The 15,718-nt window shown below is 47.2% G+C and carries 17 protein-coding genes; 8 read left to right on the top strand and 9 right to left on the bottom strand.

Annotated features, from left to right (window positions below; translation table 11 throughout):
- The first annotated feature begins 54 nt into the window (after positions 1-54).
- The 3 genes from KVT36_RS00720 (at position 55) to KVT36_RS00710 (ending at position 2,809) form a co-directional block, all read left to right on the top strand.
- A complete protein-coding gene (locus KVT36_RS00720) occupies positions 55-273 on the top strand; it encodes a hypothetical protein (RefSeq protein WP_217601589.1) in 219 nt (72 codons plus the stop codon).
- A gap of 32 nt (positions 274-305) precedes the next feature.
- Positions 306-878, top strand: a complete 573-nt coding sequence (locus KVT36_RS00715) for an AraC family transcriptional regulator (RefSeq protein WP_217601588.1) — start codon at positions 306-308, stop codon at positions 876-878.
- Positions 879-1,180: 302 nt separating this feature from the next.
- The gene (locus KVT36_RS00710; RefSeq protein WP_217601587.1) at positions 1,181-2,809 is read left to right on the top strand and encodes a murein L,D-transpeptidase; all 1,629 of its coding nucleotides are present in this window, start codon (positions 1,181-1,183) and stop codon (positions 2,807-2,809) included.
- Between the two features lie 84 nt (positions 2,810-2,893).
- Here KVT36_RS00710 and KVT36_RS00705 read toward each other — a convergent pair whose 3' ends face one another.
- The 4 genes from KVT36_RS00705 to KVT36_RS00690 form a co-directional block, all read right to left on the bottom strand.
- Positions 2,894-3,478, bottom strand: a complete 585-nt coding sequence (locus KVT36_RS00705) for a hypothetical protein (protein ID WP_217601586.1) — start codon at positions 3,476-3,478, stop codon at positions 2,894-2,896.
- Positions 3,479-3,553: 75 nt separating this feature from the next.
- Positions 3,554-4,786, bottom strand: a complete 1,233-nt coding sequence (locus KVT36_RS00700) for an NADP-dependent isocitrate dehydrogenase (RefSeq protein ID WP_089921148.1) — start codon at positions 4,784-4,786, stop codon at positions 3,554-3,556.
- A gap of 175 nt (positions 4,787-4,961) precedes the next feature.
- Positions 4,962-6,227: an NADP-dependent isocitrate dehydrogenase gene (gene icd, locus KVT36_RS00695; protein ID WP_217601585.1), complete on the bottom strand. Its 1,266-nt coding sequence runs from the start codon at positions 6,225-6,227 to the stop codon at positions 4,962-4,964.
- A 180-nt stretch (positions 6,228-6,407) separates the two neighbouring features.
- Positions 6,408-6,614: a hypothetical protein gene (locus tag KVT36_RS00690; RefSeq protein ID WP_217601584.1), complete on the bottom strand. Its 207-nt coding sequence runs from the start codon at positions 6,612-6,614 to the stop codon at positions 6,408-6,410.
- 157 nt (positions 6,615-6,771) lie between these two features.
- Between KVT36_RS00690 and KVT36_RS00685 the strand changes: the two genes are divergently transcribed.
- The 4 genes from KVT36_RS00685 to KVT36_RS00670 are packed head-to-tail and all read left to right on the top strand — an operon-like array spanning position 6,772 to position 9,778.
- Positions 6,772-7,554, top strand: a complete 783-nt coding sequence (locus KVT36_RS00685; protein ID WP_368669989.1) for a DUF5668 domain-containing protein — start codon at positions 6,772-6,774, stop codon at positions 7,552-7,554.
- Positions 7,555-7,610: 56 nt separating this feature from the next.
- Entirely contained in the window at positions 7,611-7,964 is a 354-nt protein-coding gene (locus tag KVT36_RS00680) for a DUF4288 domain-containing protein (protein WP_217601582.1), read from the top strand.
- Between the two features lie 22 nt (positions 7,965-7,986).
- Complete coding sequence (locus tag KVT36_RS33080) at positions 7,987-9,048, top strand: histidine kinase (protein ID WP_217601581.1); 1,062 nt, start codon at positions 7,987-7,989, stop codon at positions 9,046-9,048.
- Entirely contained in the window at positions 9,026-9,778 is a 753-nt protein-coding gene (locus tag KVT36_RS00670) for a LytTR family DNA-binding domain-containing protein (RefSeq protein ID WP_217601580.1), read from the top strand. The genes KVT36_RS33080 and KVT36_RS00670 overlap by 23 nt, the downstream gene beginning before the upstream one ends.
- Before the next feature lie 3 nt (positions 9,779-9,781).
- Here the strand turns inward: KVT36_RS00670 and KVT36_RS00665 are convergent, their stop codons facing one another.
- The 5 genes from KVT36_RS00665 to KVT36_RS00645 all read right to left on the bottom strand — a co-directional run bounded on the left by KVT36_RS00665 (position 9,782) and on the right by KVT36_RS00645 (position 14,433).
- On the bottom strand, positions 9,782-10,906 hold the full coding sequence (locus KVT36_RS00665; protein ID WP_217601579.1) for an epoxide hydrolase family protein: 1,125 nt from the start codon (positions 10,904-10,906) through the stop codon (positions 9,782-9,784).
- A gap of 115 nt (positions 10,907-11,021) precedes the next feature.
- Entirely contained in the window at positions 11,022-11,288 is a 267-nt protein-coding gene (locus KVT36_RS00660) for a hypothetical protein (protein ID WP_089921136.1), read from the bottom strand.
- Between the two features lie 188 nt (positions 11,289-11,476).
- Entirely contained in the window at positions 11,477-11,863 is a 387-nt protein-coding gene (locus KVT36_RS00655; protein ID WP_217601578.1) for a thioesterase family protein, read from the bottom strand.
- Between the two features lie 10 nt (positions 11,864-11,873).
- Positions 11,874-13,745: an Nramp family divalent metal transporter gene (locus tag KVT36_RS00650; RefSeq protein WP_217601577.1), complete on the bottom strand. Its 1,872-nt coding sequence runs from the start codon at positions 13,743-13,745 to the stop codon at positions 11,874-11,876.
- Between the two features lie 28 nt (positions 13,746-13,773).
- Positions 13,774-14,433: a metal-dependent transcriptional regulator gene (locus KVT36_RS00645; RefSeq protein ID WP_217601576.1), complete on the bottom strand. Its 660-nt coding sequence runs from the start codon at positions 14,431-14,433 to the stop codon at positions 13,774-13,776.
- 172 nt (positions 14,434-14,605) lie between these two features.
- Here KVT36_RS00645 and KVT36_RS00640 point away from each other — a divergent pair, with 172 nt between their 5' ends.
- Positions 14,606-15,544 carry a hypothetical protein gene (locus KVT36_RS00640; RefSeq protein ID WP_217601575.1) on the top strand — a complete coding sequence of 313 codons (939 nt, stop codon included), beginning with the start codon at positions 14,606-14,608 and terminating at the stop codon, positions 15,542-15,544.
- Positions 15,545-15,718: the final 174 nt, after the last annotated feature.

The following is a 15,718-nucleotide window of genomic DNA, read 5'->3' as shown; positions in this document are numbered from 1 at the left end:
GCTTAACTTTTGTTAAGATTTTGTTGATAGTGGTTATAAACAAAATTTTATCATATGAAGGCATTTACGATCAAACACAATGCAAACCGGTACGACGTACTTCCCCTGAATGGCCATGCTCATCGCTACAAAGTAAATGTAAATGGCTTCGATGTTATTTATGAACCGGATATGGATGGTTACCTCCGGCCGGAAGTAGCCGGCGGTTATAACGCCAACATGTCGCTTTTACTGGATCTGGCCGACCGTATCCAGGAAACGGAGCTCAGGTAGCACAGCAAATATGTGCTACCTTTGTACCTGCCATGCAAACTTTTGAATTACACATTAAGAATATGGTATGCCCCCGCTGTGTAAAGGTGGTGCATACCATACTGGAAAAAGAGGGGTTGCCGGTGCAGGAGGTACAGCTGGGCAAAGCGGTATTAGCCGCAGCACCGGATGCTACCCAGCTGCAATCGATTACTGCTGCTTTGGCAAAGGAAGGCTTACCCCTGGTAGATGATAAAAAGCAGCAGCTGGTAGAAGCCATTAAGAACATTCTTATTTCAACTATCCATCATTCCCCGCTGTTTGAATTAAGAGAAAATTTCTCCTCCTTACTCTCTACCCGTTTACATAAAGATTATCATTACCTCAGCAGCCTGTTCTCAGAAATAGAGCAGATCACTATTGAGCAATATATTATTCAGCAGAAAATAGAAAGGGTAAAAGAGCTGCTGGTGTACGATGAGCTGAACCTGAGCGAAATAGCCGGGCAAATGGGCTATAGCAGCGTAGCGCACCTTTCCGGGCAGTTTAAAAAAGTAACCGGGCTTACTCCCAGCCAGTTCAAACAATTAAAAGAGCAGAAGCGCCGCCCGCTGGATGCTATTTAACAGGAATAATTATGAAACACACCATTCTCAGTATATTACGTTTTGTGCAGTCGCTTTTTGTGAAGAAGAATTGCTGTAAGTAAAACAGGAGCAGGGGCTTAGGCTTACTATTCACTTCCTAACTGCTGCTTTTATTACAGGGATGGTTTTTTCCTTATCTTTCCCCGGATAATTTGCGTATTTCACCCCCTAATTTTGCGCGCTCCCTGGAAAATCCCAGCACAGTATTTGCAAATCTTTAATTTTAAAACATCACAAGAGAGCCTGTTTTCCCAATGAGAGGTAATAATCGTTTATTTTACTTGTTAGCTGTAACCGTTTGTTTGCTGGCAGCGTGCCGCCACAAGGCCCCCAAAGAACGTGTGATCGTACAAGACCTTAAAGAGCTGCAGGAAGCCGTAACCGGCAACATAGCAGACCGCCTGAATTATATGGCGGATAATAAAGGTTTAATGGAAGATAGTGTGCAGGGTATGACCACGGCCCTTCAATATTTTTACCAGCAACATCAAAATGCCCCGCAATGGTCAGACAGCGGGGTGGCCAGCGCTAATGCAGATGTTATGTTGTACCTGGTACAACACGCTATGGATGAGGGCTTGCTGCCATCGCAATACCATGCAGCGCAGCTTACTGCTATTATGCAAACGTTTAAGACCAGTGAAGAGTCGAAAAAAGATGCAGCGCAGTGGGCAAAGATGGATGTAATGTTATCAGACGCGTTTATGAAAATGGCCACCCACCTGCATTTTGGGGTAGCGCCGCGCGACAGCATTACCCTGCGCAAAGATTCTACTTTTACAGATACGGTACTGACCGCACTTTTACAAAAAGCATTACAGCAAAAAAATATTGCAGCCGTATTAGGCAGCCTGGAACCTTCGCATGCAGGATATGTAGCGCTGAAACAAGGCCTGCTTAACTTTCGCAAAACCTATGGCAGCAAACGCTGGAATGCCATACCGGAGAACTATACAGACACCCTTGCCTTTAAACAGCTGCTGCTAAACCGGCTGGTGCAAGGCGGTTTTGTTGATACCAGCGGCCGCCCGGGCGATACTATCTTACTGAAAGATGGCATTAAAGCATTTCAAAAGGCATTTAATTTATACCCGGATGGGGTAGCAGGTAAAAAAACGCGGGAAATGCTGAACCGCTCGCTGCACGACTGGGAAGTGCAGGTGGCCCTGAACCTGGACCGCTGGCGTAAGCTGCCGGATACCCTGCCTAAATGTTATATAATGGTGAATGTGCCGGCCTTTGAGCTGGAGGTAATGGATAGCGGGGCAGTGGCCCTGGAATCACGGGTAATAGTGGGTACGCCCAAGACCCGTACGCCTTTGCTTAATTCGCGCATGGCCAACTTTGTAATGTACCCTTACTGGCGCGTGCCTTACAGTATTGTGTTTAAGGAAATGCTGCCGGCTATACGTAAAGATGTGAATTACCTGGCCAGCAAAAACCTGGAAGTAATAGATAAGGATGGCAATGCCGTAGACCCTACTACCATTGACTGGATGCAGCTGCATAGGGGCCATTTCCCTTATGTATTGCGGCAGATGGACGGGGAAGATAATTCATTAGGCATCATGAAATTTAATTTCATGAACAAGTACAGTGTGTACCTGCATGACACCAATAACCGCGGCCTGTTCCGCAATGCCTTCCGCGCACTGAGCCATGGCTGTGTACGCGTGCAAAAGTGGGATAGCCTGGCTATGTACCTGATAAAAGACGATACTTCTTATAAGAATACTTTGCGTGACAGTGTACGTACCTGGCTGGCCATGCAGGAAAAGAAACAGATCCCCGTTAGCCGCATCCCTATTTACATCCGCTATTTTACTGCCGGCGCGCAGGATGATCACCTGCTTTTTTACGATGATATTTATGGGGAGGATAAGGTGTTGAAGAAGAAGATAGGCTTTTAGAAGCTGAAAGGATAAAGCAAAAAGCATAAAGCTAATGCAGCGATTGCAGGAGCTTTATGCTTTTTGCTTTGAGCTTTATGCTCTCTAATGCATACACCCAATATACACGCTTCCCTTCATCACAAAGGCGCCGGGTACCTGCGCTTTAATGGCCGGTAGTGCTGCATTGGCGCTTGCCTCATCTGCGTAAATACCGCTGATAAGGGCCAGGGTGCTGTCTTCTGTGTTACGGGAGTACACATAAAGGTATTCCAGGCTAAGGTATTCACCTGGCTCCCGGCGGGGATAATATTCACCGGCATAGATCTCATCTTCATCATCATCCGGTAATACAATGCGTTTTTTCTGCGGATTATAATAACGGCCCATACTGTCTACTTCCAGGTGGGTAGCGGCTTTCAGCTGCAGTAGCTTAGCCTGTAACGGTTGGTAACTGAAGCCGGTATCTGCTACTACAATGTAATAATCTGCATAGGGTTGATCTTCTGCAGCAACAGTATCAGCAAGGCTGGTATCCCGCGCTGCCGTAAGTTGTGGGGCGCTGCTATCCGGTGTGGTGCTTACAGTGGCAACAGTATCCTGCGTGGCGGCGTGGCCGTTAGCACCGGAGGGCTGGCAGGCATAGGCCAGCATCGTAAGGGGCAGCAGAAAAAGTAAAGTATATTTCATAGGGCAGGGGTGTTAAACAAATGTCCTGCACCTTGCGGGTACAGGACATTTTATAGGTTGAACCAATGCGTTCAATTATTTCTTCAGTTTAGCTTTCAGAGCAGTGTTCAGCTCTTCCAGGAACTCTTCTGTATACAGGAAGTGTTTGCCATGCTCCACTTTATTACCGTGGATACATACAGCAAGGTCCTTGGTCATTTTACCGCTTTCCACTACTTCAATACAAACCTGCTCCAATGCCTGGCAGAAATCTATCAGCGGCTGGTTGTTATCCAGGCGGCCACGGAATTCAAGGCCACGGGTCCATGCGAAGATGGAGGCAATGGGGTTGGTAGAGGTAGGCTTACCAGCCTGGTGATCGCGGTAGTGGCGGGTTACGGTACCGTGGGCAGCTTCTGCTTCCATGGTTTTACCATCCGGCGTAACCAGGGTAGAGGTCATGAGACCCAGGGAGCCAAAACCTTGTGCAACGGTATCTGATTGTACGTCGCCATCGTAGTTCTTACAGGCCCATACAAAGTTACCGTTCCATTTCAGGGCGCTGGCCACCATGTCATCTATGAGGCGGTGCTCATACACCAGCTTATGTTTTTCAAATTCAGCTTTGAATTCGTTTTCGTAGATCTCTTCAAAGATATCCTTGAAACGGCCATCGTATTTTTTCAGGATGGTGTTCTTGGTGCTCAGGTACAGCGGCCATTGTTTTAACAGGGCCTGGTTAAAGCAGGCGCGTGCAAAACCTTTAATAGATTCATCGGTGTTGTACATAGCCAGGGCTACGCCATCGCCTTTGAAGTTATATACTTCGTGCTGGATCTTTTCGCCGTTCTCACCTTCAAAAGTGATGGTCAGTTTGCCTTTACCTTTGGTTACAAAGTCGGTAGCGCGGTACTGGTCGCCGAATGCGTGACGGCCTATGCAAATAGGGGCTGTCCAGTTGGGCACCAGGCGGGGAACGTTCTTCATTACAATGGGCTCGCGGAATACAGTACCATCCAGGATATTACGGATAGTGCCGTTGGGCGATTTCCACATTTGTTTCAGGTTAAACTCCTTTACACGGGCTTCATCGGGGGTAATGGTAGCGCATTTGATACCAACGCCGTACTGTCTGATCGCGTTAGCGGCATCTACGGTTACCTGGTCATTGGTCTGATCGCGGTATTCAACGCCCAGGTCGTAGTATTTGATATCAACATCCAGGTAGGGAAGTATCAGTTTGTCTTTAATGAATTTCCAGATGATCCGTGTCATCTCATCTCCATCCAGTTCTACTACCGGATTTGCGACTTTGATCTTTTCTGCCATTTCAGGTATTGTTTTTAATTAAGGTTATCTATGGTTGCTCAATAAGATAAACCCGGAAATTACTATAACGTGGTATAAAATCCAAATTAGCAAAAAGATAAAAGGATAAAGCAAAAAGCTTGTTAATAAATTATTCATTCAGCTTTTTGCCTTATCCTTTATGCTTTACGCTTTATTACATCTGTTTTATGATTTCATCTGCAAACTCACTCGTAGACACCAGGGTGGCATCATCCATCAGCTTATAGAAGTCGATGGTTACCCGTTTGCGCATAATAGCGGTGCTCAGGCCATGTACAATAATGTCTGCGGCCTCTTTCCAGCCCATGTATTCCAGCATCATTACGCCGCTTAGTATTACGGAGCTGGGGTTCATGCTATTGGTATTGGCAAAGCGCGGGGCAGTGCCATGGGTAGCTTCAAATACAGCGTGGCCGGTTACATAGTTAATGTTGGCGCCGGGGGCAATGCCTATACCGCCTACGGCTGCTGCTGCTGCATCGGAAATATAATCGCCGTTCAGGTTCAGGGTAGCCACCACGGTATAATCCTGCGGGGCCAGTAAGATCTGCTGCAGGAAGTTATCGGCAATTACGTCTTTGATCAGTATTTTGTTATGTGCCAGGGCAATGTTCATTTGTTTGTTGGCTTCTTCTTCGCCCTGTGCTTTTTTAGTGGTTTCCCACTCCTCCCAGGTATATACGAAATCACCAAACTCGCGTTTGGCCAGCTCATAACCCCAGTTCTTAAAGCCGCCTTCTGTAAACTTCATGATATCGCCTTTGTGTACCAGGCTTACAGAAGACTGTTTATTTTCAATGGCATATTTAATGGCGGAGCGGATCAGTCTTTCAGAACCTTCTTTGGATACGGGTTTAATGCCCAGGGAAGAAGTTTCCGGGAAGCGGATATTCTTTACGCCCAGATCGTTCTGCAAAAAGCGCAGCAGCTTATCAGCTTCAGGAGTACCGTACATATATTCAATGCCGGCATAAATATCTTCGGTGGTCTCGCGGAAGATCACCATGTTCACGTTCTCAGGATGTTTCAGCGGGGAAGGCACTTTATTGAACCAGCGTACGGGGCGTACACAGGCGTAAAGATCCAGCTCCTGGCGCATGGCCACATTCAGGGGGCGGATGCCGCCGCCTACCGGCGTGGTCAAAGGCCCTTTTATTGAGATCAGGTATTCCTTAAAAGCATCCAGGGTGGCTTTAGGTAACCATTCACCGGTAGCCTGGAAGGCTTTTTCGCCCGCCAGTACTTCCTTCCATTCAATTTTCCGTTTATTATCATACACTTTGGCTACGGCGGCGTCAAATACGCGTACGCTGGCCCGCCAAATGTCGGGACCAATCCCGTCACCTTCAATAAATGGAATAATACAATGGTCGGGAACCTTTAACTGCCCATTGGTCATTATGATCTTTTCTGCCGGCATAAAACAGTGACTTTAGTGAAATAATCGAGCGCAAAGGTACACCGATTTTACATTTCAGGCAGACGATTTTAGACAATGCACCGGGATGGGCGGTGCAAACAACCTGTAAAACACCCTCTGGAAGGGGTGGTATTTAGCTCTGGCAGATCATTGCCTGTTTTACGGCTGCCCGGGCGCTTATCAGTCCTGCCCCAGGCGGCCAATACGGGTAGGTTTGGGCGCTTCCTTATAAATAATGGAGTACAGGATATCCTGTGTGTCGCCTACCGGCACCAGGGATTGGTTGGAGGTAACGATCACAATATCAGGGTTATTGGTTAAGAAGGTATTTACCTGGCTTTCCAGGTCTTGGATCTCCCGGGCGCGTACGGAAAAGAACTTATGCATGGTTATAACGTTTACAGGCTAAATGTAAAACAAAAGTGCATGCAAATTATTTTCACCGGTCTTTTGCCACCGTTTACCGGAACTCCTCTATTTTTAGCCTAAATCCATTTGATGTACCCGCGTCCCCGTAATACTTTTACATCACAATCTTACAGTAATGGAAAATCAAAATCAAAATATCATACATAGAAGAAGCAAGGGCATATGGGGTGGCTTAGTGTTTATTGTGGTGGGTATGTTCCTCTTCTTACAGAACCTGCACCTGAATGTGCCTTCCTGGGTATTTTCCTGGAAAGTGCTTCTGATACTCCTGGGCCTCGTTGTAGCCATCAAGCATAAATTCCGGGGGGGCCCCTGGTTTATTATGATGCTGATCGGCGGTATTTTTCTTTCCGAAGAGATCATTCATTGGGATTTTGACTTTCCCCGTTATGGCTGGCCTTTAGTGCTGGTGGTTATTGGGGTATATATGCTTACGAAACGTCCTTCCCATAACCATCCGCAGCGTTACCTGCAGGAGGGGGATAGGAAGCAGTGGCGGGAAGACAGGCGGCGCTGGAATGCCGGCTCTTACCAGGAAACCGTAGTGGGACAGAACTCAGAAGATTTCCTGAATGCCCTGGCCGTTTTCGGGGGCGATAACCGGATCGTATTATCCAAGAATTTCCAGGGAGGTGATATTACTTCCATCTTTGGCGGTTCTGAGGTTAACCTTACCCAGGCGGATTTTACCGGCACGGTTGTAATAGATGCCACGGCCATTTTCGGGGGCGTTGAGATGATAGTACCTTCCAACTGGGACGTGAAAATAGAAGTAAACACCATCTTTGGCGGGGTAGAGGATAAGCGCGCCATTGAGCTGCTGGCCCCCAACCCCGATAAAAAGCTGTTGATCAAAGGTATCTGTGTATTTGGCGGCATAGATATTAAGAGTTATTAAGCCAGTAACCTATATTCTGTATTGTACCATTCTAAACCCTTTTAAATTGAATTTGTATGCGTTGGTTTGTAGCAAAAATCGTGTACCAGATCATTTGTGGCAGTGGCAACCACATGCCGCAGTTCGATGAGCAATTGCGCCTGATCAGTGCAGAAACAAAACAGGAGGCCGCACAAAAGGCCCGCGAAATAGGACAGCAGGAACAATATGCATTCCGTAACCAGAAACAAGAGCTGGTTGAATGGAAGTTCATTAATGTACCGGAGCTGTTTACGCTGGATCAGCTGTCTGACGGTATGGAGCTGTATTCCCGTATTGAAGAACCGTCGGATGCTAATGCTTATGTAGCATGGCTGCAGATGAAATCTGCGCAGCTGCAGGAGCCCCGCTTTATTGAGATTAATAATTAAGAATTAATTACAAACAACCACTGTGATAAAACGCCCTTTATCAGACAAGTACTTCCGCTGGACTATAGCAGTAACCACCTACGTGTTCCTGTTATTGTATGGCGTGCTGCTGATACAGTGGTTTAAGCTGGCAACCATTAATGCCTGGGCCGACAGTGCCGTGCATACCCTGCTACTAGGCACTGCGGTGGCCATTATAGCACATAACCTGGGTTATTACCGGCCGGCGAAAGGTAAATACCTGTTTGTACTTTGTTACAGCACGGTGTTAACGGGTATCTGGATGGCGGTTACCACCTGCTGGTTAAAATATTTTTTCCAGGCAGACCATGCCTACCTGCAATGGCTAAACGCAGCAGTGCCTATACACTTCCTGGTAGCCTGGTTAGTGATCACCAGCATGGGCCTGCGCGCCCTGCTGATGTATGACATGGCAGAGCAGCAGGAAGCGCTGGAACGCCGGGAAGCTACGGAACGTTTATCGCGGGAGGCAGAGCTATACAAGCTGCGGCAGCAATTACAGCCGCACTTTTTGTTTAACAGCCTGAACTCCATTAATGCCCTGATCGTATTACGCCCGCAGCAAGCCAGGGAAATGGTGCTGAAGCTGTCTGACTTTTTGCGGGGTACTTTAAAAAGAGAAGACCAGCAATGGATAGCGCTGCCGGAAGAGCTGCAGTATCTGCAATGGTATCTTGATATTGAAAAGGTGCGCTTCGGGCATCGTTTATCAACCGAAGTAGTGGCCGATGAAAACACACAACAGCTGGTAATGCCGCCCATGTTATTACAACCGGTGGTAGAAAACGCCATTAAATACGGTTTGTATGATACCACGGAGGCCATTACCATTACTATAAAAGCCTGGGTACAGCAGGATATGCTGTATGTGCAGGTACAAAACCCGTATGACAGCGCTTTGCAGCAGCCGCACCGGGGCACCGGTTTTGGATTAAGCTCCATACGGCGCAGGCTATACCTGCTGTTTGCCCGGCAGGACCTGCTGGAAATCAGCTCCGATGACCAGATCTTTACTACCTTAATTAAAGTACCACAACCACATGATAAAAGCAATCATAATTGATGATGAGCCTTTGGCCCGCGCTGTAGTATTGGAATATTTAATGGGCTTCCCGGAAGTACAGGTATTACAGGAATGTAATGATGGTTTTGAAGGGCTGAAAGCTATTCAGCAGCACCAGCCGGATATTATTTTCCTGGATGTGCAGATGCCCAAGATCAATGGCTTTGAAATGCTGGAGCTGGTAGAAGAGATGCCTGCCGTGATCTTTACCACGGCTTTTGAAGAACATGCTATCCGCGCTTTTGAGGTGAATGCAATAGACTACCTGTTAAAACCTTTTTCAAAAGACCGCTTTGAAAAAGCATTGCAAAAATGGTTAGGTAATAAAACTACCGCTACGCCGGCAGCTGCCCCGCAGCAAACCACACAGCTGCTGGAAACCGCTGCTGCATCGCCTTTGCAGAGTAACCGTATTGTGGTAAAGATCAATGGTAAGATCAAAATTATTCCCGTTCAGGATGTGCATTACCTGGAAGCGGCAGATGATTATGTGAAGATCATTACCCAGGAAGGTGCTTTCCTGAAGAATAAGACCATGAGCTTTTTTGAGCAAACGCTGGACCCGCAGCAGTTTGCCCGCGTGCACCGTTCTTACATGCTGAATGTGAACCAGGTTACCCGGATAGAGCCGTATGAAAAAGAAAATCACCTGGCCATCTTAAGAACCGGCGCTAAGGTGCCGGTAAGTAAAACAGGTTATCCCAGGTTAAAAGCAGCGCTGGGGTTATAGTATTTATCCTTCGTTTTTTATGGCCTGGAAAAACAGCTGCATATCAGCTGCCAGCAACTCCGGTTCTTCCATCGCGGCAAAGTGGCCGCCACGGGGCATATCTGTCCAATGTTGTACATTCAGGCTGCGCTCCACCCATTCAATCGGTGGCTTATTACCATTAAAAAGGCCGATGCCTGCCGGCACTTCAATCCGTTCACCTTTTTTAAGCGGCGGCGGTATCCGCGCATTTTCATAATAGGTGCGTATGGAGGAAGGAATGGTTTCCGTAACCCAATAGATCATAATATTGGTCAACAACTCATCTTTGGTGAAGCGTGTTTCAACAGCACCATTACAATCACTCAGCGATTGAAATTTTTCAATGAGCCAGGCGGCTAATCCCAATGGTGAATCATTTAACGCGTAGGAAAGTGTTTGCGGTTTGGTGCTTTGTATCATGGCATACCCGCCTTCGCGTTTCATCCATTGCTGCCGTTCTTTCAGATAAGCCTGTTCTGCTGCAGTAAGGTCTGACTGATCTGCATTAAAATCCGGAAATCCAACATAAGAAAGATAAATGCCGCTAAGCTGTTGTGGATAATGCAGCGCCAGATACCGGGTAATGCCACTGCCGAAATCTGTGCCACTGGCGGCATAGCGGGAATAGCCCAATACAGCGGTCATTAATTTATGCCACAGGTGTGCGGTTTTTTCCAGCGTCCAGCCAGGCTCCTGCGGGCGGGCGGAAAAACCGAAACCGGGTATTGAGGGGATAATTACATCAAAGCAAAGATCTGTACCGTCCGTGAGCAGGGGAACAATTTTCAGCAGCTCATAAAAAGAGCCCGGCCAGCCATGGGTAATAATAATGGGAACAGGATGGGGGCCTTTGCCCCGTGCATAAATGAAATGAATATCTTTTCCGTCAATGAGGGTTTTAAAATGAGGGAAGCGGTTGAGCGCTGCTTCCTGTTGGCGCCAGTTATATTGCTGTTGCCAGTAGGCTGCCAGCTCCTGCATATAGCTGAGGTTTGTTCCATACTCCCAGCCGGCATGCTGCACCTCATCCGGCCAGCGTAGCAGCTGCAGCTTTTGCATTAAGTTATCCAATACGGGTTGTGCAATATTGATGTTAAATGCCTGCATAGCGGAATGCTTTATCAAACGGAGGTTGCTGTTATACCACAGGGATAACAACAAAAATAAAGCCGTCCCAGGCGCAATACCCGGGACGGCCCTATCCTTCAAGAGAAAAAGATACTTAGTTTAATGCGTTTACATCCTGTGCTATAAAATCCTGGTAAGCTTCACGTGACCATTCAATATAATCATCCAGGTGGATGTTTAATTTTTCATCACGTTCTACTTCTTTCATATCACGCACATCCCAATAACCTTTGGCTAATGACTGGATATTATTGCTGGTCTCCTGTTTTACAGGATCATAATCTTGCGGATAACTGGAATAATTACCAATAGCTAATTCCTGGATGTTTTGCTTTACAAACTCTAAACTATTCTTAGACATGGTATAAAACTTTTGGTTCGGATAGTGTAATTCAAAAGCTGTTCCGTTTTGTGCCAGATTAAGAAACCGTTATAATAAAATTTTGTTAAAAGGATGTTTTGATACGTTGTATCTGGTTGATATTCAGTGTAATATAGCGGTACAGAAAAGAAGGGATTAGGATCAATTTTAACTGCCAAAAGTGACGTTTATAACTCAAATAGTTTTTGAAGTTTCTCTTTTTTAAGCACTTTTTGTCCCTGTTCACCAGTAGCAATAACCAGGTTGCCCACTTTTGCCTCATACCTGCATACAATAGTATGTGTCTGCAATTGTACAATAGTGGCCGTAAAATCCACAATGCTGCCCGCTTTGGCCGGTGCATGATGTTGTACGGTAAGCATGGTGCCAATACCTTCTTCATCTGCTTCCTTCATATCCAGCACAAATAAACGGCAGCACCATTCCGCATCACGCGCCAGCGCAAATGTGCTGTACACGGGGTGTACAGCGCCACTGTCAAATGCAGCGCAATCTTCTTCGCGCACTACACGGGTAAAATGTTTTTGATCGCCTGGTTTAAAACAGTGTAACATATGCCATTATTTACTGCACCAGCAGCACGGGTACTTTTACGTTATGCCGTACCTGGTGGGCTGTTTCGCCATAGATCCAGTCTTTAATACCGGTATGGCCATGGCCTCCCATTACAATAAAATCTGCTTTTTCTTCTTTTACAATACGCACAATTTCCTTGGCGGGATGGCGGTAGCCCAGTATGCCCCGGGCGCGGATGTTACGTGCCTGCAGCAAGGCCAGGTAACTATCCAGCTGCTCCTGGTCTTTACGGGTTTCAAAATCGTCAGACAGTCTGCCGAAGTATTTGGCAGAAGCGCTTTCCACTACATGTATCAATATATATTCCGTATGCTCGTTGCCGTTAGCCACTGCATTGGTGATCACTTTTTCATCCTGCTTGCTGAAGTCAAGCGCCAGTGCTATCCGGTGATACTGTGGTTTTTCCATGCTGCCTAAAGAAAGCAGCTGGGAAGGGTGTATGCGTACAGAGGCTATTTGCCGGTACCGGCTGATTATTGGAAATACAATGGTGATAACCAGCAGCACTATAAAACCTATCCCGGACAGTATAATAATAGCATCTACCCAGCCATTGCCTGCATGGGTAATATATTTAAAGGCTTCTGTAAATACCATGCGCAGGTTCAGGTATACCAGCACTGCGGTGATAAGCCAGCTGGCAACCTTGGTTAATGGCTTTATTGCATAATCGCCCATGGTGCCTTTGTCGCTCACAAAATGAATGAGCGGTATAATGGCAAAACCTAATTGCAGGCTCAATAATACCTGGCTGAACACCAGCAGCTCGCCTACTTTATCATCGCCCGCTAATAAGATGGTGAGTAAGGCAGGCACTATCGCCAGCAGGCGGGTGATCAAACGGCGCAGCCAGGGGTTGATGCGTAAACGCAGGTAACCTTCCATAATGATCTGCCCGGCCAGGGTGCCTGTTACCGTAGAGCTCTGGCCTGCGGCTATCAGCGCTACTGCAAACAGGATGGGCGCTACTTTGCTGCCCAGCAGTTTTTCCAGCAGCTCATGCGCGTCCTGGATCTCTGCAATATCTGTACGCCCGCTTTTAAAGAACACGGTGGCGGCTAATATGAGGATGGCGGCATTTACAAAAAAGGCCAGGTTCAGGGCCACGGTGCTGTCAATAAGGTTTAGCTTCAATGCCTGTCTAATGCCCTTATCATCCCGCTGAATTTTGCGCGTTTGCACCAGGGCGGAATGCAGGTACAGGTTATGCGGCATTACAGTGGCGCCTATAATACCAATGGCAATATACAGGGCTGCATTATCCGGTATGATGGGTACAAAACCGGTTACTACTTCTGACATTACGGGCCGGGCAATTACCAGCTCCGTTAAAAAGGAGATGCCTACAATGGCTACCAGGCTTATGATAAAGGCTTCCATTTTCCGGATGCCGTAGCGTTGTAAGATCAGCAGCAGAAAGGTATCCAACACGGTAAAGCTAACGCCCCATACCAGTGGCAGGCCGGTAAGCAGCTGTATGCCTATGGCCATCCCCAGCACTTCTGCCAGGTCACAGGCGGCAATGGCTATCTCTGCCAGCACGTATAAAATGAAGTTGATAACGGGCGGGTAGGTTTCCCGGTTAGCCTGCGCCAGGTCACGGCCGCGTACAATACCCAGTCGGGCGCTCAGGCTTTGCAGCAGCAGGGCCATCAGGTTACTCATCAGCAGCACCCATAATAGCTGGTAGCCGTACTGGCTGCCCCCGGCCAGGTCTGTGGCCCAGTTGCCGGGATCCATATAACCTACGCTTACCAGGTAGGCGGGGCCAAAAAAAGATAGCAGTTTTTTCCACCGCGACCGCGCAGTGGTATCTATACTCTGATGTACTTCACTCAGCGATGTAGCAGTATGATCCATAGCTTTAATAGAAAATTATTTGTTTCACTTACAGGGGCCGAACCATAATATTTTTACTCACCTGTTCACTAATGGTAAAGGCGGGCTGGTTCCGGATCTTTATTTCAATGGAATTATCAAATTCGTAGCGTTCAATTACTTCCAGCTGGGTGCCCAGGCGAATGCCTTTGGCGTTCAGGAATTCCAGCAAAGCAGCTGATTTGTCGGATACGGCCGTTACTTCCAGGCGTTTGGTGCGGGCCTGGTCCAGGGATATCTGTGCGCGTTGTTTCCCCAATTTGCCCTGTGCGTCGGGAATAGGGTCCCCATGCGGGTCAATGGTAGGGTTACCCAGGAAGTCGCTGAGGCGGATGATCAGCTTTTCGCTGCGCACATGTTCCAGCTCTTCGGCCAGCTCATGCACCTCTTCCCAGCTAAAGGCCAGCTTGTCTACCAGGAAACATTCCCACAGGCGGTGGCGGCGTATAATGTGCAGGGCGGCCTTTTTACCTTCTGCGGTAAGGTTAATGCCCTGGTACTTTTCATAATCAATAAGCTTTTTCTCCTTTAGCTTTTTAGCCATATCCGTTACGGATGCGGGTTTGGTATCCAGCTCATAAGCTAATCCCGTAGTAGTTACCGCTTCTGCCCCTTCTTCCAGCTTATAAATAGACTTAATGTAGTTTTCCTCTGCAACTGTTAAATTCATAAACCCTAAAATAAAAGTTAGACAAATCTAAACATTTTACATGGTATTCCCAACCCTTGTAGGAGGGGAGAGGCTCCGTTCATCCATTTAACCGGCATTTTTTTTGATTAGCTATGCGGTATATATCAAAAATATCTTTAACTTTTCGGCAAGAAACAATTTTACATTACGCATGAACAGGCTGTTGGCACTACTTTTAACCGTGGGTATTTTAGCCGGTTGCGGCTCCGGGAACAAGCATACCTCCGGCGGGCGCCCGGTAACCTTTGACGATTTTAAAGCCTTATTTCCTGAACAACAGGCGCCTTACCGGCTAATGGCCGATTCCCTGCTGCAAAAACAGCCGGATTCCCTGGCCCTGCAGCGGGATGTGCTGAAACAGTTTCTGACAGATACCCTGGTCAGTGCAGACTCTACAAAAACCAGGCATCTGAAATATTTTCCGCTGGCTTATGTAGCGGGCAGCGCATTGCAATATTTTGTGATCAAAGCGGTGGACCGGTCCTCTACGGTAGCATACATCTGTTTTACCGATAAAAAAGGCAAATACCTGAACCGTATGGTGGCAGCCAGCAAGGATGCTAACAGCCCGGAGCAGATGAGCTTTACACTGGATAATAAATACGTGATAAAAACCAGTACGGAAAAACCAGTGGGCTCCAATACCGCGTTAAAGGAAGACTTTTACATGGCAAATGCCAACGGGACCATCACGCTGATCATGACTAACTCTAACGGGCCTACGGCGCCCGGGCAGATCTTTAACCCGATAGATACTTTAGCGCATAAACATAAATTCTCCGGTGATTATACTTCCGGTGATATGAACATTATTTCTATCCGCGACGGGCAGGATGCCAAAACCTTCCTGTTCTTTATTACCTTTTCCAAAGACAATGGCAACTGTAAGGGAGAGCTGAGCGGCACCGGCCACTTTACCGGTAGCAGCAAAGGGGAGTATAAGGATAAGGAAACCTCCTGCGGTATCAGCTTCCAGTTCACAGCCGGCCGGGTAAGCATCCGTGAAATTGGCGGCTGCGGGGCGTACCGGGGGATCAGGTGTTTCTTTGAGGGAGGGTATGCGAAGAAGAAGGCGCCTTCGGCGAAATAATAATTAAGGATTAATAATTAATAATCATGGATGCAGTATTGCGCGAGAGTGCCGGTACTGCATTTTTGTTTATGAATGATTGATAAATAATAAATGCAGCACTACGCCTGGATGTAGTACTGCATTTTTGTTTAAATGAGTTATTAATAATAGTGCCATAGTACACTTCCATGT

It is taken from the genome of Chitinophaga sp. GbtcB8 (assembly GCF_019091455.1).
Classification (GTDB): domain Bacteria; phylum Bacteroidota; class Bacteroidia; order Chitinophagales; family Chitinophagaceae; genus Chitinophaga.
Note: the sequence above shows the minus strand (reverse complement) of the source record. Positions and strands in the feature narration are given on the sequence as shown.

Excerpts from the sequence above, each read along its gene's own strand:
- KVT36_RS00720 (WP_217601589.1), top strand. The coding sequence starts at position 55 with ATGAAGGCATTTACGATCAAACACAATGCAAACCGGTACGACGTACTT.
- KVT36_RS00715 (WP_217601588.1), top strand. The coding sequence starts at position 306 with ATGCAAACTTTTGAATTACACATTAAGAATATGGTATGCCCCCGCTGT.
- KVT36_RS00705 (WP_217601586.1), bottom strand. The coding sequence starts at position 3,478 with ATGAAATATACTTTACTTTTTCTGCTGCCCCTTACGATGCTGGCCTAT.
- KVT36_RS00700 (WP_089921148.1), bottom strand. The coding sequence starts at position 4,786 with ATGGCAGAAAAGATCAAAGTCGCAAATCCGGTAGTAGAACTGGATGGA.
- icd (WP_217601585.1), bottom strand. The coding sequence starts at position 6,227 with ATGCCGGCAGAAAAGATCATAATGACCAATGGGCAGTTAAAGGTTCCC.
- KVT36_RS00690 (WP_217601584.1), bottom strand. The coding sequence starts at position 6,614 with ATGCATAAGTTCTTTTCCGTACGCGCCCGGGAGATCCAAGACCTGGAA.
- KVT36_RS00685 (WP_368669989.1), top strand. The coding sequence starts at position 6,772 with ATGGAAAATCAAAATCAAAATATCATACATAGAAGAAGCAAGGGCATA.
- KVT36_RS00680 (WP_217601582.1), top strand. The coding sequence starts at position 7,611 with ATGCGTTGGTTTGTAGCAAAAATCGTGTACCAGATCATTTGTGGCAGT.
- KVT36_RS00670 (WP_217601580.1), top strand. The coding sequence starts at position 9,026 with ATGATAAAAGCAATCATAATTGATGATGAGCCTTTGGCCCGCGCTGTA.
- KVT36_RS00665 (WP_217601579.1), bottom strand. The coding sequence starts at position 10,906 with ATGCAGGCATTTAACATCAATATTGCACAACCCGTATTGGATAACTTA.
- KVT36_RS00660 (WP_089921136.1), bottom strand. The coding sequence starts at position 11,288 with ATGTCTAAGAATAGTTTAGAGTTTGTAAAGCAAAACATCCAGGAATTA.
- KVT36_RS00655 (WP_217601578.1), bottom strand. The coding sequence starts at position 11,863 with ATGTTACACTGTTTTAAACCAGGCGATCAAAAACATTTTACCCGTGTA.
- KVT36_RS00650 (WP_217601577.1), bottom strand. The coding sequence starts at position 13,745 with ATGGATCATACTGCTACATCGCTGAGTGAAGTACATCAGAGTATAGAT.
- KVT36_RS00645 (WP_217601576.1), bottom strand. The coding sequence starts at position 14,433 with ATGAATTTAACAGTTGCAGAGGAAAACTACATTAAGTCTATTTATAAG.
- KVT36_RS00640 (WP_217601575.1), top strand. The coding sequence starts at position 14,606 with ATGAACAGGCTGTTGGCACTACTTTTAACCGTGGGTATTTTAGCCGGT.